A 21155-nucleotide genomic window follows, 5' to 3' on the forward strand; every position below is an offset into this window, starting at 1 on the left:
AGAGCCACTCTTAGGTGGTTAAAATTTTAAGCTAGAGAAAACAACTAACATTGTTATGTGTTAGCTTGTTGTTTTTATTTCCACGGTTGGCGGTATTCGACACCCTGTTTATCCAGTAGGGGGAGATGACCTTTCAATCGAGATAAATAGTCTTGCCAGTTGCGTTGTGGCTTATCCGTCCAGCAGGCTTCTGCCATCGCGGTTAAGCGCGGGAAAATCATGTAATCCATGCGCTGTTGGTGGGTAACAATTTCACACCACAAAGCACACTGAATACCGAGAATTCGTTTACGAATAGGGTCGTTGTCTGGGACTTCTTTTAAAGGCTCATAACGATAAGCACTTTCCAGTGGAATGGTGCTGGCCCAATCGACGCCCGGCTCATCCGGAGAGTAGTCTTGCGTCATATCTAAATAGGTGTATTGCGCCGGTTGCAAAATGACATCAAAACCTTGGCTGGCACAGTTGAGTGCGGCTTCTTCGCTGAGCCAAGAATAAATAATGGTGTCTTTGCTGACCTTGTTACCATGTTGTGCTTCTTCCCAGCCAACCATGCGTTTACCGAGCGTTTGTAGGCGTTTTTCCGCGTAGCGCAGTAGGTGGCCTTGCAGTTCTTTGCTGCTCTGGTAGCCGTGGTTTTCCATCAACATGCGGCAGCTTGGGCTATTGACCCATACTCCGTCCGGCACTTCATCCGCACCAATGTGAACCCAAGGTGATGGGAACAACTCGGCAACTTCAGTGAGCACGGTATCAAGGAACTCATAGGTGCCTGGTAACGCTGGTGACAGAACGTTGTCGGTATAATGCTGAATGCTGCGGTAGACCGATTGGTCTTGGTCATCTTTCAATAGATGAGGCAGCGCTTTGAGAGCCGCACGGCAGTGGCCTGGAATATCAATTTCAGGAATGACGGTAATGCCACGCTCTGATGCATAGGCAATCACATCACGAATTTCCTCTTGGCTATAAAAACCACCATGGACACCGTTCAATGTACTGAACTGGGGCTCTAAAGCGGTACCTGGGCCACGAATCGAGCCGATTTCAGTCAACTCAGGGTAAGCTTTGATTTCAATACGCCAACCTTCATCATCGGTCAGGTGCCAATGAAAATGGTTAAATTTGTAGTGAGCCAAATGATTAATTAAGCGTTTTACTCGTTCAACAGAATGAAAGTGACGTGCACAATCGAGCATCATGCCGCGATAGCGGAAACGTGGTGCATCAGTAATCTTGATGTACGGTACTTTGAGTGTATTGGCTTGTTCAGTGGTTTCAATTAACTGAAGTAAAGTGGCACTGGCGTGTACAAAGCCCGCCGCTGAACCCGCTTCAAGGCGAATCCCGCTGCTGCTAACGGTTAGCGTGTACTCACCTTCATCTAATGTTGGGTTATTGCGAAACAGAATATCGCTATGACCAATCGGATGCGTTTTAAAGCTATACAGCGACTCTAATTCGACTTGCAGCCATGTCGCAGCTTTCTCGGCAAGGTTGGCTTGCAAAGTGATTTGACTATTTGGCGACAGTAAATAGTGACCATCCATGTGAACGATCTTATTTGGCTTTGGAATTAGAGCAAATTTGCTCGCCTCAACATCTGGCACCGAACTGCGGTCACGGTAAGGTGACGCAAGAGAAATTGGTGTTACAACAACTGGGTGCGATACCTTGCCATCCTGCTCAACCAATAAAGCATCTTTGAATCCATCAGTGTAGAAGCGCAGCGGCGCAGTACTAATGCTGAATTCGCAATAATAGTGAGTGTTGGCGGTAAGCACGTTGACTTCAGGCGTGACTGTACAAAAGCTACCAATTTGCTTCACGTCGCCGTGTGTAAAGCTGTCAGGCAAAATGTAGCGGTCGATAATAAATTGCAGTTTCCAATCAACCAAATCTTGGTCTGATAGGTTATGTAACGTTAGACCAAAGCGGCAAAACTGTTTTTGCTCGGCAAGTACGGTCAGGTCAACGCGATAGCTCATATCTACAAATCCTTAATACAGATTATGCTCTGGCTTGCCAGCAAACATAATTGCACCTTCAATCGCATCGAATTGAGGGGCGACGATCCATTGTTGAACAGGGGGGGAAAGCCAATCTTGAATGCGTTCCGCTATACTGCCCATTAGACAAATGCGCGTTGCGCCTTGCTTGTTCAATGCAATGAGGAACATCTCGATATCCGCTGCGGTTTGCTTAAGCATCGAAATGGCCAGAGGGTCACCTTGGTAGGCGTGTTCAAAAATAGCAGGAGAAAATTGACCGTAGTCTTTTGGTATCGCCCCTTTCGACCATTCCACAATGGCATCAACGTCATTGTCGAAGTGGTGCAAAACGTGACTAGCAAGTGGGGTTTTTTCGACGATGCCATCGTAAGCCAGCAGCACTTGCTGAATCAGACGAAGGCCCATGACTGCGCCACCTCCTTGGTCTGAAATCGGAAATTCACGGCCGCCCACCACATGTTGCTCGCCACCGTTTAGGTAGATACCACATGAGCCAGTGCCACCAATCATGATGGCACCATCGTCACCGTTATGCGCACCAATACAAGCGCCATAAGCATCCGTATTGAGTGTCATTGAAGCAAAGGGGTGCGCTTGTGCCATGAATTGTTGCCATGATGCTTTGTGCTCTGCGCCAGCGAGCGCTAAACCAATGTGCATGTTGGCGAAATCTTTGTCGTCCAGTCCACCTTGCTTAGCGGCTGAAGTGATGGCATCGATAATGGCTGCCATCGCGACTTCTGCGCCAAGCATGATGTTAGCGCTGCCACTTTTGGCTTCACCAATTAATGTGTTGTGCTCATCACGAATACGTGCGCGGCAAGAAGTGCCGCCGCCATCGATACCGACATGGTATAGCGTCATGTTACTAATCCTTTATGCTGTCAAAATGGTCGAATTGACAGATGATGGCGAGTAAATACCAAGCTCCGTGAGGAATCCATTGCTCACCCCATCGCCAGTTTTGCAACATATCATCTTTCTGTTTGGCTGGATTAAAGGCGATGTCTTCCTCGTCCTCAAAACCGCCTGTAATCCCATTGCAAACGCCACCCTTGGCGTTGAAGAAGCCTAAATGAGGCAAATAGTCAGGATTATTGTGGCCGTAACCATCGAGCATGCACATGTTGTATGGGTTTTGACCCACGACCCAGTTGAGGGAATTTTGTGCAAATTCAATTAATTGTTTTTGCTGCGCGGCGTCTTGAGCGTAATTTTTCGCTAGGAAAGCCATGGTCGCCAAAGAACCTAGGCGCGCGTTTTCACCTTGCCACCAGTAACCTGTTTCATTGTCGTGAGCGACGAAGAAAGCTGCACGCTTTGCATCATTGACAGGTTTAACATATTGGCGTGGGTAACCAAATGGATTCGCCACTTGGTGAGAAATCGTTAGTTCAAAGTTGATCGCTTGTGCGACGATTTTTTCAATGCTTTGTTTTAAGGCTGGGTCATTTTCAAACGCAAGGTATTCGCATAGCGCGATCACCGGTAAACCGGCTTCCGCTGCATGGAAATAAGGGCGTGAACCATCTTGGTTGGCAGACCAATAATGCTTGATGTTGTCATCTGACATTTGACGCTCAGCCAGGCGCTGTGCCCAAATGCGGCTTTCAGCAAGAAAATCATTATTTTGAGTGGAGCGATACAGCTCGACAGTCGCTAATAATGCGCAGTACTCATCAATGATGTTCTCTTTACCATCATTGAGATACTGGCTGTTCATTTCTTTAAGGTGCCAATAGCCTTTTTCTGCCGCTTGTAAATATTCTTGAGCGGTGTAATCACCCTCAACGTTAAGACGAGCTGCGGCAGCAAGTGCAGCAATCGAAATACCGCCACCTTGTCTAAAGCCTGCTTGGTAATCTTCTGACTTATGGCCTTGCTGAGTGGCATAAGCGCAGATCTCGCGTTGGTTGATATCTTTAGACCATTTATCAAATACGGTCATGTAGAAGAAACCTTGCGGGTTTTGCATTCTCATCAAAAAGTCAGCACCGAATAGCGCTTCTTCTGCTAAGCGAACGCGTGAGTATTGGGCAAATTTTTCATTGTCACCCACAAGCTCTAACCCTTTAAGCATATTCCAAACCACCATTGGGGTTTGTTGAGGGTTAAAGTAGTTTGCGTAAGATAAGTGACTTAGGTACTTACTTACATCACCAGATGCATCATACCAACCGCCATGAGCATCGATGGTTTCATCGCTGCCAAGAATACGAGCTTGCTTATCTTGTTTATCGAAAATGCCGCCACAGCGTTGAGATTTGAAATAGTGCAGTACGTCAGAGAAGGTTTGCTGCATTAATACGCCTTGACCAATTTCGAATACTTCTGAGCGAATATTATCGAAACGTAAGTAGTAGCAACCTGGGGTTTGGAAATCAGAAAAATCAATGCGGAAAAAATTCCCTTGGTGCCAGTTAGCGACTTTGCTGCCCTTTTGGACATGCAAAGTTGCAACTGTTTGATGGCTATCAGCGCACACCAGCAAGGCAGTGGTAGTAGACTGGCGCGTCTTTTTTGTCATCAAAACAGCCTGCTTAGGCCCAAGGGATTCATAACCAATATGGTTAGTAATTAGCAGCATTGATATCTCCGCAAAAAATTCTTAATGACTTCAATTAAATTATGAGAGCCAAGAGAACAGGTCTCTTGGCTCTTTCGTGCTTAGTCTTCGAAAAGGTAACAACGCACAAAGTGGTTCTCAGAAAGTTGCGTCACGCTTGGTAAGCGCTCACGACATTTCTCAGTGACATGAGTACAACGGCCTGCGAAAGGACAGCCGACAGAGTTTGGCGTCCAAAGTGGAATTTCACCTTTGTTGCCTTTTAGCTCTGTATGGATTGACTTGCTTGGATCTGGCACGGCAGAAACCAGCAACTGGGTATACGGGTGTTGAGGATCATGGATGATCTCTTCCGTATCGCCCCATTCAACCATGTGTCCGACATACATAACTGCGATGTCTTCCGCAATGTAACGCGCTGTTGCGATATCGTGCGTGATGTAAAGTAGAGACATTTCCTTCTCAAACTTCATCTCTTCCATTAGGTTAAGTACGCCGGCACGAATTGAAACGTCGAGCATTGATGTTGGTTCATCCGCTAGAACGACTTCTGCACCAACCGCAATGTTACGTGCTAGGTTGACACGTTGACGTTGACCACCTGAAAGCTGATGCGGGTATTTTTCCGCTGTTTCTTTTGGTGGGATCAAGCCAACTTGCTCTAGCAAATCGTAAACATGCTCTTCCAATTCCTTTTTGTTACCTGGGTTAACCTTTTTATGGATCAACAGTGGTCGAGCAATGTGGTGGAAAATGTTGTGCGTTGGGTTTAGCGAGCCAAACGGGTCTTGCCAAACCATTTGCACGCCTTCACGGTAGTGCATCAAATCGGATTTAGAGTTGATATCTAAGATATCGCGTCCTTTGTATTCGATAGTGCCTGATGTTGGGGCATACATTTTTGCGATCATTTTTGCTGTAGTTGATTTACCAGAACCTGATTCACCTACTACTGCTAAGCCGCGACTTTTGTACATTTTGAATGATACGTCGTTGATCGCACGCATCATCGGTTGTTTAAGGGCGTTACTACTGATCGGGAAATCCTTAATAAGGTTTTTACCCTCAACCAGTAATTCGCCATACGCTTTGCTCATAATTGACTCCAGAAATTTTTAGTTTTTCTTTATTAATTGCTAGATTTTGGTCTGGGCAATTGGCTCACCGTAAAGGTGGCAGTTAGAAAGATGGTTAGGTTCAATCTCTCTCAACTGAGTCGCAACTTGAGTACATTTGTCATGCACACGGTCGCAACGTGCCTGGAAACGACAGCCTTGTGGTATTTCTAGCAAGTTCAATGGGTTGCCAGGGATACCTGTCAGCTTAGTTTTAGGCCCAGTCAATGGAGGGAATGAACTTCCCAGCCCTTTGGTGTACGGGTGGTAAGGGCTAGTTAAAATTTCCTTCGATGGAGCAACTTCGATCAATTCACCTGAGTACATGATGCCGATACGGTCTGAGAACTCGACCATCAATGATAGGTCGTGTGTAATAAACAGAATCGAGAAACCAAACTCTTCTTTCAGTGCATAGATCTTTTGAAGAATTTCACGTTGAACCACAACGTCTAGCGCTGTTGTTGGTTCATCCATGATGATCATTTTGGGATTAAGCGCCAATGCAATCGCGATAACCAAACGTTGACGCATACCACCAGAGAACTGGTGAGGGTAGTCAGTCAAACGGTTAGGGTGGATATCAACGATTTCCAATAAACCTTCTGCACGTCTTTTCGCTTGCTCACGAGTCATGTTCGTGTGACGCATGATTACGTCACAGAACTGTTCTTCCATCGTCAGTACAGGGTTTAGTGCGTTCATCGCACTTTGGAAAACCATCGACATCTCGCTCCAGCGGAAAGCTTGCATGCGCTCGTCGCTGTAGTTGAGGATATTTTCGCCGTTGAAAATAACCTCACCACCGGTGATAAATGCTGGCGGCTTATGTAGACGCATTAGCGAGAAGGCAACGGTCGATTTACCACAACCAGATTCACCGGCTAGGCCAAAGACTTCACCTGGTGCTAGGTCAAAGCTCACATTGTTACAGGCACGGACATCGCCCGATGCTGTGATGTAGTCAACGCAAAGGTTGCGGACGGAAATTAGTGGTGCTGTCATGATTATTTATCTCCGCTCCAAAGTGCATTTTGTGGTGGTAGCTCAGGTTCACGCTCGTTTTTATCTTGCGCAGCAAGCTTCTTCCAACGCTTCATACCTTTGTGTGAGCGAAGTTGCGGGTTAGCAATTTCATCCACAGCGAAGTTAAGTAGAGCAAGACCAGTCATAAGAAGAATCAGAGCCATACATGGAGCGAGTAGTTCCCACCAAGCGCCAATCAGCATTGAAGATGATGTCTGTACGTTGTACAGCATGATACCCCAGCTAACGGTGTTCGGGTCACCAAGACCTAGGAACGAGATAGTGGCTTCCATCATGATTGCGTACATAACTGAACCGATGAAGCTTGCACCAACGATTGGGATAAGGTTTGGCAAAATCTCAACGAAGATGATGCGCCATGAAGATTCACCCAATACTTCTGCTGCTTTAACGAACTCTTTTTCACGTAGGGCAAGAGTTTGGGAGCGTATAACACGAGCACCCCAGGCCCAGGCCGTAAAGCCGATGATTAAGGCAATGGTTAGTGGCCCTGCCTCACCGATAAAGGCCGCGAGAACAAACAGTAGTGGGTACTGTGGAATAACCAGCATGATGTTCATTGCTGCAGTTAGGAAGTCATCAACACGTCCACCGAAGTAACCTGCTGAGATACCGATAACCGTCGCTAGAAAACATACTGTGATACCAGCGCCAAAACCTACTGATAGTGATACGCGAGAACCGTGTACGAACTGAGACCAAACGTCACGGCCCATACGAGAGGTACCCATTACGTGGTCCGCTTTTTTCGACATAATCAAAGTGCGGCGATCATCAGCTAGGTTTTTCGCTACCCAACCATCTGGATTTGCTTGTGCAGCTTTTACCACAGATGCTGGATATTCGTGTGGGTTACCAGTACGTTTGTCTGGAGCGTGCTTTGCAAGTAGCGGTGCACATAGAGCCATCAAAACAAACGCGCTAAGAATAATACTGCCAACCAGTGCCATCGGGTTACCGACGATCAGTTTGAAGATACCTTTCATTATTATTTACCTCCCTTACGTAGGCGAGGGTCGAGAACTACGTATAGCATGTCTGCAAGTAGGTTAAAGAACAGCATGAATAACGTCATGATAAGTAGCTGACCTTGAAGTACTTGGTAATCACGCGCTTTAATCGCGTTAAATAGAACTGAACCTAGACCTGGGTAGTTAAAGATGATTTCGATAATCAACTGACCACCGATTGCCATACCTAGTGCCATTGAAAGTGCGGTTACACTTGGAAGCATCGCGTTACGAGCTGCGTAGTTAAATACAATACGTTTTTCGCTTAGGCCTTTGCCTTTCGCCATCGTAATGTAATCTTCCGCTAGTAGGTTGATCATGTTGTTACGCATGTTTACTAGGAAGCCACCAATCTGAACGATGGTTGCACACACTAGCGGTAGTACTGCGTGGTAAGCGACGTCTTTAATGAACGCCCAGCTTGTCCAGTCAGGAGATGTACCCGCTGTGTAAGCGTAACCCGTAGGGAACCATTTAAGACCGATTGCGAAAGTAAACAGTGCAATCATGGCAATAACGACTTGAGGTACTGCTTGGATAACTAGCATGCCAGGAGTAATGAACGCATCGTATTTACTACCGCGTTTCCAAGCTGCGTAGATACCTAAGATTGAGCCAAGAGAGAATGAAAAAACTACTGCAGTACCTGCTAGGAATAGAGACCAGCCAAATGCACCACCAAGTAGAGTGTTTACTGACAGAGGGTAGAATTGAATCGAAGTACCCAGCTCCCAGCTCAGAATGTTTTTCATGTAGGCAAAGTATTGCATCCAAATAGGACCATCTACGAAGCCTAGTAGTTGTTTCATTGCTTCAATACGCTCAGGAGTAACCTGAACCGAAGCGTTGGCAAACATCATGGTAACTGGGTCACCAGGCATTGCTCGCGGAATAATAAAGTTCAACGTTGCCGCAACTAAAAGAGCGACAAAATAAAATGACAAACGTCTTAAAAAATAACCCATAACTTACACCTTAATCACCCAGATTTTCCCTGTTCCTGGTGTCAGGTCGCCCTCAGCGAAACTACTTATTTGAGCGCGAAAAATCCCCTGACGCAAAGCGCCATACCATAAATGCTAACAGGAGGGGGGATGTGCGGCGCACGGGATGTGCGCCGCTATATTGAATGTCTAATTACTTAACTGGTTTTAGGTCCAGTACGTGTAGTAGACGCTCAGGGATACCGTCCCAAATGTTTGGACGACCCTTAGGATTTTCTTCATTCCACCAACCAGTGAAACGAGTTGTATTGTATTGGTACATGTATGCACCAGACATTACAGGAACCGTTACTTGGTCAGCTGCGATGATTTGCTGGATACCGTGAGCGATGTCTAGCTGTTCTTTCTTATCAGCAGTTTTGTAGAAGCTGTTTAGAAGACCATCTAGCTTGTCGTTCTTGTAGTAGTGCAAAGCAAAGCGTGGCATGCCGTCACCAGACTGAAGTGCTGAGTTGTAAGCACTGTTCCAGTATAGGTGTGGATCCGCACCGTGGAAGTAGTTGGTGTATGCTACGTCGTACGTTGCTTCTAGCATCGCTTGGTTGTACACAGAGAAGTCTGGTGTACGCGCTTTCGCTTTGATGCCTACTTCAGCCAGTTGCTCAACAGCAAGTTGAACAGTGTTGTTGAAGTCAGTCCAACCGTTTGGAGATTGGATTAGAAGTTCGAAAGACTTACCAGATGGAGTGTCAACGAAACCGTCTTTGTTCACATCTTTAAAGCCAGCTTTAGCTAGTAGCGCTTTAGCACCTTCAACGTTGTACGTGTTGTAGCCTTTGTACTTAGCGTGAGTTTCTTCGTCAGACCAAGTCTTAAACGCGTAACCAAGACCAGAAGCGAAGTCATTCACTGTACCGCCGCCGTAGAATGCGATGTCGATAATAGTTTGACGGTCAATAGCCATAGAGAATGCGCGACGGAAGTCAACGTTAGTTAACGCTTCGTTCTTCACTGCATCTGGGTGCTTGAAGTTAACTACGAATGACTGAGTACCTGATGGCGGGTACCAGTATTGGTGGTTAGGACTTGCAGCTGCGTAAGTACGGTCGATATCTGGAACGAACGATGAAGTCCAGTCCATTTCGCTGTTTACAACTTTACCTAGGAACTGGTCGTTGTTCGCGATTTGCGGAACACGTAGACAGTCAACTTCTAGGTTGTCAGCATCCCAGTAGTTAGGGTTACGACATTGTGTGTAAAGTTGAGGAGTAAAAGTATCGATTTCAGTAAACGGACCAGTACCTACTGGATTTTCGTTTGTGAACGTTGATGGATCTTTTACTTTGCTCCAGATGTGCTCAGGAACGATAGGTAGTTTAACGATTTCGTAAGGCGCGTTTGAGTTCGCTTCCGCAATGTTGAACTTAACTTGGTAGTCGTTCAGTTTCTCTACGCTAGTAACCCAAGCGTTAGTACCTGCTTGGTCTAGTTCAGGTTTTGCTTTAACTAGTTCAAAAGAGTAGATAACGTCGTCTGCGTTGAATGTTTCGCCGTCAGACCATTTAACGCCTTTACGGATATCGAAAACAACACTTAGTAGATCGTCAGCAACGGTAAAACCTTCAGCTAGACGGAATACAGGAGTGTTACCGTGCATTTCGTTGAATACAACTAGCGGCTCGTATAGGAAATCACGAGTAGTGTGCAAGTTAGTTGCACCTAGGTACGGGTTAAAGTTACGTACGAAGGTAGTGTACTCTTTAGGGTGGATCGTTAGTTCACTTTTTTCTGCTGCAGTTGCTACTGATGCGAAACCAGTAGTAGCTGTTGCGATGATCGCTGTTGCTAATGCAGTTTTTTTAATGTTGGCAAGCATAGCTGTTCCTTACTATTTGCTTTCATTTCACTAATGGATGAATGTTATCAATTGATGAACACTCGCCAAGACCTACCTCAGAAACTATTTCTCAACGTCAGAGGTTGTTGGGAAATATGAGTGGCCTGTAGGCCCTAGGCACATCTAGAAAACACTGAATTCGCATGTTTATCAATTGCCATTCCCGTTAAAAACGTCAAAACACCACTCAGTAACGTCAATAACGTCAATTAATTGTATTTTTTGCTCAATACGGTTAAAAAACAAGCTTTGAAGTGTGTCGCAGTTTGCCTTGGGGTGATGGTGTTAAGTTAGTGTTCACTATCTTCTTGTTTCTTTATTTTAAATGGTTGTGTTGGTGGTTCTGGTTCGGTGCGATCTCCATCACTAGGCGGTTTTAGTGTTAATTCACTACGCTAATTTTAAACTGACGAATTGTTGTGATTGGGTTCGCAATTACGTTGCTTTATTTACTTTTAGGCGGATTTTAGCGTTTTTGACCGTTATTTTTGGGCTCAGTTTCAAACAATTGTCGACGTGAAACCAAGTTGTTTTTCGCTGTGTAAAAACGCTAATGAGAACGATTATCTCAAGATAAAAAAAAGCCCATCGATTTGACGGGCTGGATAGTGATTGAACTCACTAACTGGTCAGTAGGTGTTGAAGCTTATCTCGCAGCTCTTCAATCAGTGCTCGTTCGGCATTCATCTCGTGGCTGTTATCAAGAATATATTCCAGTGAGCTCAGTACGGTACGCCAACGTGGTGTTTTCGGTAGCGTTTCGATACGTAGGTATTTATCCAAGGTACGCGTTTGCAGAGTACTGCGGTCTAGATAGACGCGCCATAAACCACTTTGCTCGGCAAAGGCAAACTTGGTTTGGCCTGAACTGTTTTCCCAGTAATTGATTGCGGTTGTCATTGCATCCACCAATACTTCGCGCATCACTTCCTGTTTCGACTTATGTTCACCTGTGACACGGTCAGCAAGGCGAGTAAATTCACCGCCTAATTCTTTGAGCTCTTGTAACTTGCCCTTGTCACCGTCAAACGCATAGCTTGAAAGTGCCTCTATGGCGGTCTCTAGGTTGTGAATACGCACCGCATTGGCGCCGCCGCCATTATCAAAGATGTACATTGACTTAAGGCCTGATTCCAGTGGCAGACGCAGAATGTCGGCATCGAGATGTTGGCGGGTATCCTCAACGTAGATATCAACCTTACCGCAATAGTGCTCTTGCTCAACATCAAGGAACTTAGGGCCTAAAATTTCGTCTGCATTTGAACGTTTTAGCTGTTCGGTGCTGCGTTTAAACAGTCGTGCTGCCGCTTCGTTAGCAAAGCGGATTCGACCATCGTCCCGGATACAGATTATCGCTTCTGGAGCAGACTCCAGTTGCTCTAGCAATCGACCTTGTGTTTCGAGCAAGCTCGCTTCCACGGCGGCACGTTGTTTTAATTCTTGCTGTAAACGGTGGTTTTCCGCTTTACGCAATTCAGCTTGGCTTGCAGACAGGTGCACTAAAATACGGGCCGCCAACTCTTGTTTATTGAATGGTTTTGATAAGTAGTCATTGGCACCGGAATTGAAGCCACGAATACGGTCATCAGGCTGGTTTAAGGCAGTTAACATAATGACAGGCAATTCTGACTGGCTGTAATTTTCACGAATGGTTTCACAGACTTGATAGCCACTTAAGCCCGGCATCATCACATCCAGTAGCACCAGTTCCGGTCTTTCTTGTTCAATTTGTTGTAAGGCTTCAAACCCATCTTTCGCCGTGCGCACGCGATAGCCCGCGATTCTTAAGAAGCTGTCCAATACTCTTAAGTTTACCGGTTCATCATCCACAACAAGCAGCAATTGGCCATCTGGGTTCTCAGGTAGGCTACTAATGCTGGCCTCTTCTAGTTCATAGCTCTCAGGTACTTTAAAGTGGATGCTATCGTTATGGCTCGCCTGCGCGATTTGCGCTTCGGTGGCAATCGGTAAGGTAAAGCTAAATGTTGTGCCGACCATTGGTTGGCTGCTGACATAGAGTGAGCCATCCATCAATTCAACTAACTGGCGGCTAATAGACAGACCAAGGCCTGCACCCTGACGGTAGCGGCTGGCATCATCGCTGGCTTGGATTAATGGTTCGAAAATATGCTCGATTTGGTCGGCAGGAATGCCTTGGCCTGTATCAACCACTTGCACGCGAATTTTATCGTCTACTACCGTGGCAGAAATAACAATTTTACCTTCGCGGGTGTATTTGATCGCGTTACCAACGAGATTATAAAGCACCTGTTCAAGACGTTGTGGATCCGCCGCAACCCAAACTGGCTCAGCCGCCACTTGGTTAATAATGCGGATCTGTTTGTTACCCAGTAGGTGTGACGAGAGCTCTAGCACAAGGCGAGTGGCACTCGATAAGTCGACACCACAGGTTTCGATGTCAAGATTGCCATAACGCATTTTGTGATAGTCGAGTAGATCGTCAACCAAGGTGGTTAAGCGTTGTCCGCTGCTGATGATAATATCGAGTTGATATTTATGATCGGCAGTAATCGGCCCACTAGCCCCCGAAATAAGCGCTTCAGCAATACCAATCATGCCATGCAGTGGGGTGCGTAATTCGTGTGAAGTGGTGGCAAGAAACTCATCTTTAAGTTTGTTGGCCAGCTGCAATTCATCGTTTTTCTTTTGGATTATCGTGAGGTTATCTTCCAGCTCTTCATTTTGTTCGCGAATAAGCTGGATTTTGTCACGAATAGAACGCTGCATGCGATCAAACGCAATGGCGAGTCGGCCAATCTCATCTTTACGCTGAGTGTTGATTTCAGCATTGAGATCACCGGCGGAGGCTTTTTCTGCCGACCACGTTAATTTCAATAATGGTAGCGTGATGAAGTTGGAGAGGTAGTGCGAAGCGATGACCACCACGATAATGGCAAACAGCATGGCAAAAACAAACAATCGCTCAAGCTGTTGTACACGCGCAAAGGCCTCTTTTTCAGCAACTTCCACCACAAGTGCCCAGTCAATACCTTTGGTTTGGATATGGCTGTAGGCAGCAATGATCTCTTCACCGAGAGCATTGGTAAAGGTGCCTACTGACGCTGGATTGTTAAAGGCACGATCGATAATAGTCAGGCTGTTATCAACCTCTTCTTGGCTATAAGCAAGGGTACGTGGCTTGTGGTCTTCACCAACCAGTAAGGTTTTTATCGACCAAATGTTGTTATTGTCAGCCATCAATTTGGTCAAACTATTATTTGGTAGACGGAACATCGCGTAGCTATGCAGGTAGCCTTGTTGGATGATTGGCGCACCGATCCAAGCGTAAGATTTTCCATGATGAGTTTCAAAGTCAGAGAAGAACACTGGCGTGTAGTCTTCATTGGTCTTACGTACCGACGTGACATTTTTCTTCAGTTTTTGAAAGGCCAAGCCTAAGTTATCGTCTTTGTATTTACCAGAGATCAGGTTGGTACCGAAGTTATCGTGCTTATAGATGGAATAGGTGACGTTGCCGTTAATATCGACCAACAAAATGTCGTCAAAATCAGAACGTTTTAACAGTTCTAAATAGGCGCGATGATAACGAGTATGTAGTAATCGATAGCGCTCTGTACCGTTATAAATGTCCGATTGCGGCAAAATTGACGTTTTAATCTGATTCCCAGAGCCTTGAATATAGCGTTGCTGCGCATAATCACGAGCCTGGTTGATGTCCAAACCGAGACTTTGGAATGCATTGACTAAGCCATAGAAGCGGCCGCCACTGGCGTAAGCGAGCTCTGAACGGACAAACCCCATCACTTCCGATTCGCGTGCATCAAGATAATCAACAATCTGTTGGTGCTTACTATCTCGTACAGAGAGAAGATGTGAAGTGCTTTGTTCTTGCAGATCTTGGCTGTGCGAATTGAGGAAGAAGAGGGCGATCACAGTTAGAGGCGTGATACTGAGCGCCAAAAATGCCAGCATGAGTGTATTTTGCAGGCGTTTGAATCTTTGTTTTCGATACAACTTAAACATGATAAGGGGATGACTTTCCATGAGAACCAAGCGTAATCGGCTCGGTGTTAAAAACGTTGAATTTGCTGAAATGACAAAATTAACGAGTTTTTTTACTTTGACAAGTAAGTAACATGTAAAGCGTGGTAAAAGGCGCAGTTTTATTTGAATTGCAGTAAAAAAGCCCAGAATTTGAGTAATTCTGGGCCGAAGGTTATTTTTTTGCAGCGTAGATGGTGAATTTATTGGTCTTATTTAGCGTCTCGCAATTTCCAAACGCCTGCTCAATAATCGGCGGGTATTTTAAGAAGCTATTGGCCACTATCAGCAGTGTTCCTGCCGAGGAAAGTTGCTGTGGTGCTTGTGCAAGTAGTGTTTCGGTTGCACTGTAGCTGGTATCAAGCCCTGAGTGGAACGGAGGGTTACTGATGATAAATTGGTAACCATCGTGACAATCGGAATAGACATCAGAGGCAAAGACTTGGCCTTGTAAGCCATTCGCTGCCAGTGTCGCTTTAGAGGATTCCACCGCAAGCGCGCTGATGTCGCACATCTCTAGTTTAATCTCTGGATTTAGCATCGCCATCACGCTGCCAATCACGCCAGCACCACAGCCGAAATCAAGTACTTTACCGTGCAATGACGGTAAGGTATCAAGCAGCAGTTTACTGCCGATATCAAACTCACCGTGGCTAAAGACTCCCGGTAAACTTTTGATAGTCAAGGCTGTACCTTGGTAATCGACAGAGTAGCTTTTAAACCAAGCTTCCATGTTAAAAGGCGCAGCTTGTTGGGTGCACTGACCCCAATAGAACGAGCAGCGACGAGCAGAGTCATATTTTTTAACCACGCCATAAGGCTGAAACATCTTCTCGACGCTCTTAATGCCAGAACGATTTTCACCGACCACGGCAATTTCCGTCTCTGCACCCAGCTTCGCCATTAGCATCGCGAGTAGGTATTCAGCTTCTGCTTTGGCTTTTGGCCAATATAAAAGCACCATGTCGGCATTGGTCTGCTGATCAAACTCGGCACCAAATACCGCTGTGATGCTGGTGTTGGCTTTCAGCTGACGATAGTAGCCGTAGTTAGTGGTGAACACGGTGACAGACTCACAATGTTTTGCTAATTCAACGGGAAAAAGATCTTCAGCTTCGCCAGCCACCAAGACGTGTTTGCCTGCGAAGTAGGCAAGTTGGCGCTCAGCGATTTGGCTTGGGGCAATATAAGCAGACATGGTGTGCTCGACAGAAAAAAAAGAGGGAGGATTCTCTCATAATCCTCCCTCACTTGAAACTAGCACGCTTTAAATAACAACGCAGATATTGATGGCTTATTTATTGTCTTGCGAATCAAGGAAATCAGAGAATTCTTCTTCGTAGATGTTAAACAACACCATGGTGACAGCAAAGATGATTGGACCATAAATCAAACCAATCAAGCCGAACAGATGTAAGCCCCCCAATAATGAGAAGAAAATCATCAGCGTGTTCATGCCTGCGCTGCCTTGCATCAACAATGGACGTAGTAAGTTATCAATAGAGCCCACAATCGCGACACTCCACACTAATAGGAAGATCGCCCATGTGGTGTCTCCAGTGAGGAATAGATAGGCGACGGCAGGTACCCAAATAAGTGCGGTTCCAACCACGGGAATAAACGACGCAAACCCCATGATTGTGCCCCAGAATAAGCCTGGGAAGCCTGCTATCCACATACCAAACCCACCGGCAAAACCTTGTGCAATAGCGGTTAAGAACGACCCCATTACCGCTGATTTAGCGACTTTTTCGACTTCATCGAGCAATTTATCTTCTTGGCTACGTGATAGTGGCAAAATATGACGAATTGCGGAAATAATTTTGTCGTGATCACGTAGTAAGAAAAACAGTACGAATAGCATCAAGAAAAACGACATCAAGAAGTTGGTCGCATCACCAAGAATTTTAGCGCTGATACCAACAATGTTTGTACCAAAGGTGGTAGCGAACTCCGCGACTTTTTGGGCAATTTCTTGTGGCTTAATTGCATCAAATGGTAAGTATGTATTGACCAGTTTTAATCCCTTAACCACTAAAGGATGAGCAAAGATCTCTTGAATACCGCCGGTCGACACCCATTGATACACATTTTGTGAAAAAACCGTACCTTGCTGCACGATAGCGGCAAAAACAAACAGCAGCGGAATCACAATGATAAAGGTCAATACGATACAAGAGAGCAAAGAAACGAGGTTTTTGTGATTAGGTAGCTTGCCTTCAATCCAGCCATGGATTGGAAACATCAATAGCGAAATGATGAATGCCATCACAATGGAGTTGATATACGGCTCAAGCAGTAAAAAACAGGCAAAGGCTGACGCTAATAATGCTGCGATCAACACCCAATGATCAGAGGTGATATTTATTTTTTTTGACACAAGCGAACCCAAAGTAAAGTGCAATACAATTATAATGACGTGAAAATAGTGGCTAGGCAACTAATGAGGGTGTGATGGGGTGTTGTGGTAAAGATAAGGGGTGTCAATCGGAGCCAAAAAAACGTTCGATACCGTGGTTTGCAATTGTTTGTACGGTGTTGGTGTTATTGGTTGTAATCAATTGGCAATGAACGAGGTGCTATCGGGATGGCGCGATGTTTTCGGTGTTGTTCGAGTGACGATAGTAAAAAAAGCGCGTTCGATTATCGAACGCGCTTTTTCATGCTATTGAGTGTGTGAGAACAATGACATCATCACCACGAAGCTAAGGCTGAATTAAGGCTTATTTTTCTTGAGCGATGATTGCGAAACAGCGATCAGCCGCTTCTAGTGTCGCTTCAATTTCTTTGCTGCCGTGTGCTAGTGAGGTAAAGCTCGCTTCAAAAGCAGAAGGTGCCAGGTAAACACCGTGCTCTAGCATCAGATGGAAGAAACGCTTGAAGCGCTCTACATCACACTTATTTACATCAGCAAAGCAGGTCACACTTTCTTGTTCGGTAAAGAAGAAACCGAACATGCCGCCAACTTGGTTTACCACCAGTGGAATACCGTGGCTATCCGCTAGACGTTTGAAACCATCAGCAAGTTGTTTTGTTGCTGATGCAAGACGTGCCTCGTTACCTTCCGCACGTAGTACGCTCAAACAAGCAAAGCCTGCCGCCATTGCCACTGGGTTACCAGACAGAGTGCCTGCTTGGTATACTGGGCCGGTTGGCGCGATGTATTGCATTACATCTTTACGACCACCAAACGCACCCACTGGCATACCGCCACCGATGACTTTACCCAGAGTGGTCAGATCAGGTTTGATGTTGTAGTGTGCTTGAGCGCCACCTAGAGCAACACGGAAGCCCGTCATTACTTCATCAAAGATCAGTAGTGCGCCTTCTTGATCACAGATTTCGCGTAGGCCTTCATGGAAACCCTCAACCGGTGGAATACAGTTCATGTTGCCCGCAACGGGTTCGACGATGATACAAGCAATTTCGCCTTTGTTCGCTGCAAACAATTCACGAACTGAATCAAGGTCGTTAAAGGTTGCCGTTAGTGTGTATTTGGCAAAATCAGCCGGTACACCTGGTGAGCTTGGTTGACCAAGTGTCAATGCACCAGAACCTGCTTTCACCAGTAGGCTGTCTGCATGGCCGTGGTAACAGCCTTCAAATTTCATGATTTTATCGCGACCAGTGAAACCACGTGCAAGACGGATAGCACTCATGGTTGCTTCTGTACCAGAGCTCACCATGCGGATTTGTTCCATTGATGGCACTAACTCAGTCACTAACTCAGCCATGTTAATTTCAAGCTCAGTTGGCGCACCAAAGCTTAAACCACGTTGCGCTGCATCAATCACGGCTTGGCGAATCAGAGCGTGGTTGTGGCCAAGGATCATTGGACCCCAAGAACCGACGTAGTCGATGTAGGCTTTGCCGTCCGCATCAAAAATAAGAGGGCCATCAGCGCGTTCAACAAAAATTGGAGCGCCACCCACACCGTTAAATGCGCGCACAGGTGAGTTCACACCACCAGGGATGGTCTTTTGCGCCTTTTGATATAAGTCTGCTGATTTGGTCATTGAAATATCCTCTTTTGATTGCTCGGACCAATTAGGTGGGCATTGTACCTGCCAAACTCAGTGCACGAAATGTTTTCCCACATATTGTGGCTAATTTGAGGCCAATTCACGCAAATGAAGAGAAAAACAACGAACCACGAAAGAGAAATATTCAACGATTATTGGTGAATACTTGAACGCTGCACTCAGGTATTAGATAATCACTAGATTATTAGAAGATAACTGCTGTAAGCGAACCTAACAATTAGGTTGTTTTGAATGGCAGATCATAAGAGAGAGGTCGTTGTGAGCGAAGCCAACATCCCCCTAACCTTTTCTGATACAGCAGCTAAGCGTGTGCACGCTCTGATTGCAGAAGAAGAGAATCCAAATTTGAAGTTGCGTGTGTACATCACAGGTGGCGGTTGTAGCGGTTTTCAGTACGGCTTTACATTTGACGAAAGCGTCAATGAAGGCGACACGACGATTGAAAACTGTGGTGTAACTTTAGTTGTTGACCCAATGAGTCTGCAATACCTGATCGGTGGTATGGTGGATTACACCGAAGGCCTAGAAGGTTCACGCTTTTTTGTAAACAACCCAAATGCCACAACAACTTGTGGCTGTGGTGCATCGTTTAGCGTGTAAGAAACTAAGTAACTGAAAAAGCTGCCTAAGGGCGGCTTTTTTTATTTTAAAGTGAACTTCTAAATAGTCTTAATGTAACCCGATACCTTGATCACACGATACCTTGAGAAGTGGACCTCAATGGTTGGACACTTCCGAATTTAACCATTGGGGTGCAACACTCTCCAATATCAAGCAGCCACTGCTATTTCTTTAAAGACAATCGCTGGTTGCTTGAAGTCTAAACATTTTTTAGGTCGATAATTTATCCGTGATATAGCGAAATCATTATCGCTGTCTGTTACCGTTGTTAAGTCGGTTCCTTTCTTCACATACTGCCTTAAAAGCCTGTTAGCATTCTCATTGGCTCCACGCTTCCAAGAGCTATAAGGATGGGCAAAGTACACATTAGCCTCCAACGCCTTTGTGATGGTTTTATGGCCTGCAAACTCTCTCCCGTTATCTGCCGTGATGGTATGGACATGTTCCTTCTAAGGCATGAGTAGTTCTATGGTGGTTTTAGTTACATCATCTGCTGACTTCGATGGCACTTTCTCTTTTCTACCGCGACGATACCGCTTGTGACCTTGCCTCAAGTGGCGATATAACTTGCCTCCCAAGCGTTTATCCTGCACAACAAATCGGTAGAACCACTCATGGCTGACAGCGGCACCGACTCTAGTTAATGCACTGGACTCCAATCCGATTCTAAAAGGAGGCGGATAAAATCAACACGCTCCTGAGTTATTCTGTATTTACGCGCTGATGTGCGTTTTTTGATTGAGAATACCTGAGCTTCGCTTGGGAAATAATGACTAACTTTGCTGCCGCGTTTAAGCTCCCGATATACCGTAGAGCGATGGCACTGAACGGTTTTAGCTATTTCAGAAACCGAAAGTATTCGTTCCAAAATAGTAGAAATCTGGTATCTTCTGCCCTCGGTCAACTGCTGATAATTCATGGTAGTACTGCTTGTTTCTTTGGCGAGAAGAGCGTACCACTTTCAGCAGTTGGCTTCCTCTTCTACACCTTCCCATTAATGTCACACTTATTATTTGAAATCGGGTTTAAATATCTTGGGTTATAGGCGTAGTTATCAGACAAGCCTTTTTATAATTTTGCTTATATGGTTGATGTATATTATGAAATGTAAACCTCTGTTTTTAAGTTTTATTGCCAGTTGTCTCTTAATTGGCTGCAAGTCTGGCGATGATAATGGTGGAGGAGCATCCACTAATGTAGATAATGAGATTATCAGTATTCGCATTGAAAATGTGCCGAGCTCGCTTGCGAAGGGGCAGAAAGTTCAGCTTGTGGCTTTCGGTCAGCTTGCAAGCGGGAAAGACATTCAATTAAGCAATAAAGACATCACTTGGGCTGCCGACAACACCGAAGTGGTTAACTTTTTTTACCCTGCTGAGGTGGTAGCCGTTGGCGAAGGAAATACGGAAATTAAAGCGAGTTATTCTTCATATTCAGAGAGATTTAATATCACCGTAACCCCGCCGATCGTTGAAGGCATTGAAATTTATCCAAGTAACTTGAGCCTTGTATCTGGCTTTTCGAATAATTTTTCAGCCTATTTTGTTAATAGCGATAAAACCACCACCCCAATTACGAACTTTGAAACGCTTACATCAAGCGACCCGCAAGTGGCGACAGTTAATAACAATATAATCAATGGCGTTGGGGCTGGAAATAGCTACAGTGGCGAGATTAATGTTGATGTTAGAGAGGTTGCGTTAACCTCTATTCGTTTGCCTTCATCAAAGGTAATGTTAGGTACACGCACCAATAAAGCCATTGAGGTAACCGGGTATTTTGATGATGGCTCAGCGTATAATATTTCAAATCATGTCACTTTAATTTCAACCGTCCCAGATGTTGTTTCTGTTAATCAAAATAAAATTACAGGGCTT

At 45.4% G+C, this 21155-nt stretch carries 14 protein-coding genes and 1 pseudogene; 2 read left to right on the top strand and 13 right to left on the bottom strand.

The window, feature by feature from the left end; genetic code table 11:
• Positions 1-74 precede the first annotated feature (74 nt).
• The 12 genes from RH88_RS02495 to hemL form a co-directional block, all read right to left on the bottom strand.
• Positions 75-1988: a beta-N-acetylhexosaminidase gene (locus RH88_RS02495; protein WP_005593228.1), complete on the bottom strand. Its 1914-nt coding sequence runs from the start codon at positions 1986-1988 to the stop codon at positions 75-77.
• Between the two features lie 12 nt (positions 1989-2000).
• Positions 2001-2876, bottom strand: coding sequence for a glucosamine kinase nucleotide-binding domain-containing protein (locus RH88_RS02500; RefSeq protein ID WP_005593229.1), 876 nt, complete (start codon positions 2874-2876; stop codon positions 2001-2003).
• Between the two features lie 4 nt (positions 2877-2880).
• Entirely contained in the window at positions 2881-4599 is a 1719-nt protein-coding gene (locus RH88_RS02505; RefSeq protein ID WP_005593231.1) for a glycoside hydrolase family 9 protein, read from the bottom strand.
• Positions 4600-4679: 80 nt separating this feature from the next.
• Positions 4680-5675, bottom strand: a complete 996-nt coding sequence (locus tag RH88_RS02510; RefSeq protein ID WP_005593233.1) for an ABC transporter ATP-binding protein — start codon at positions 5673-5675, stop codon at positions 4680-4682.
• Positions 5676-5714: 39 nt separating this feature from the next.
• The gene (locus RH88_RS02515) at positions 5715-6698 is read right to left on the bottom strand and encodes an ABC transporter ATP-binding protein (protein WP_005593234.1); all 984 of its coding nucleotides are present in this window, start codon (positions 6696-6698) and stop codon (positions 5715-5717) included.
• Between the two features lie 2 nt (positions 6699-6700).
• Positions 6701-7726, bottom strand: coding sequence for an ABC transporter permease (locus tag RH88_RS02520; protein ID WP_005593235.1), 1026 nt, complete (start codon positions 7724-7726; stop codon positions 6701-6703).
• A 2-nt stretch (positions 7727-7728) separates the two neighbouring features.
• Positions 7729-8715, bottom strand: coding sequence for an ABC transporter permease (locus RH88_RS02525; protein ID WP_005593236.1), 987 nt, complete (start codon positions 8713-8715; stop codon positions 7729-7731).
• Positions 8716-8887: 172 nt separating this feature from the next.
• Positions 8888-10570, bottom strand: a complete 1683-nt coding sequence (locus RH88_RS02530; protein WP_005593237.1) for an ABC transporter substrate-binding protein — start codon at positions 10568-10570, stop codon at positions 8888-8890.
• 642 nt (positions 10571-11212) lie between these two features.
• The gene (locus RH88_RS02535; protein ID WP_005593238.1) at positions 11213-14596 is read right to left on the bottom strand and encodes a response regulator; all 3384 of its coding nucleotides are present in this window, start codon (positions 14594-14596) and stop codon (positions 11213-11215) included.
• Positions 14597-14789: 193 nt separating this feature from the next.
• The gene (gene rsmC / locus RH88_RS02540) at positions 14790-15812 is read right to left on the bottom strand and encodes a 16S rRNA (guanine(1207)-N(2))-methyltransferase RsmC (RefSeq protein ID WP_005593239.1); all 1023 of its coding nucleotides are present in this window, start codon (positions 15810-15812) and stop codon (positions 14790-14792) included.
• A gap of 96 nt (positions 15813-15908) precedes the next feature.
• Positions 15909-16994, bottom strand: a complete 1086-nt coding sequence (locus RH88_RS02545) for an AI-2E family transporter (protein WP_005593240.1) — start codon at positions 16992-16994, stop codon at positions 15909-15911.
• A gap of 343 nt (positions 16995-17337) precedes the next feature.
• On the bottom strand, positions 17338-18630 hold the full coding sequence (gene hemL / locus RH88_RS02555) for a glutamate-1-semialdehyde 2,1-aminomutase (RefSeq protein ID WP_005593243.1): 1293 nt from the start codon (positions 18628-18630) through the stop codon (positions 17338-17340).
• Between the two features lie 285 nt (positions 18631-18915).
• Here hemL and erpA point away from each other — a divergent pair, with 285 nt between their 5' ends.
• The gene (erpA, locus tag RH88_RS02560) at positions 18916-19257 is read left to right on the top strand and encodes an iron-sulfur cluster insertion protein ErpA (RefSeq protein ID WP_005593244.1); all 342 of its coding nucleotides are present in this window, start codon (positions 18916-18918) and stop codon (positions 19255-19257) included.
• 170 nt (positions 19258-19427) lie between these two features.
• On the opposite strand, the pseudogene RH88_RS02565 reads toward erpA, so the two are convergent.
• Positions 19428-20197, bottom strand: a pseudogene (locus tag RH88_RS02565) (IS30 family transposase).
• 181 nt (positions 20198-20378) lie between these two features.
• Here RH88_RS02565 and RH88_RS02570 point away from each other — a divergent pair.
• Positions 20379-21155, top strand: a 777-nt coding sequence (locus RH88_RS02570; RefSeq protein ID WP_005593247.1) for an Ig-like domain-containing protein, incomplete at its 3' end; no start/stop codon positions are given.

This window comes from Vibrio scophthalmi LMG 19158 (assembly GCF_000222585.1).
Lineage (GTDB): Bacteria > Pseudomonadota > Gammaproteobacteria > Enterobacterales > Vibrionaceae > Vibrio > Vibrio scophthalmi.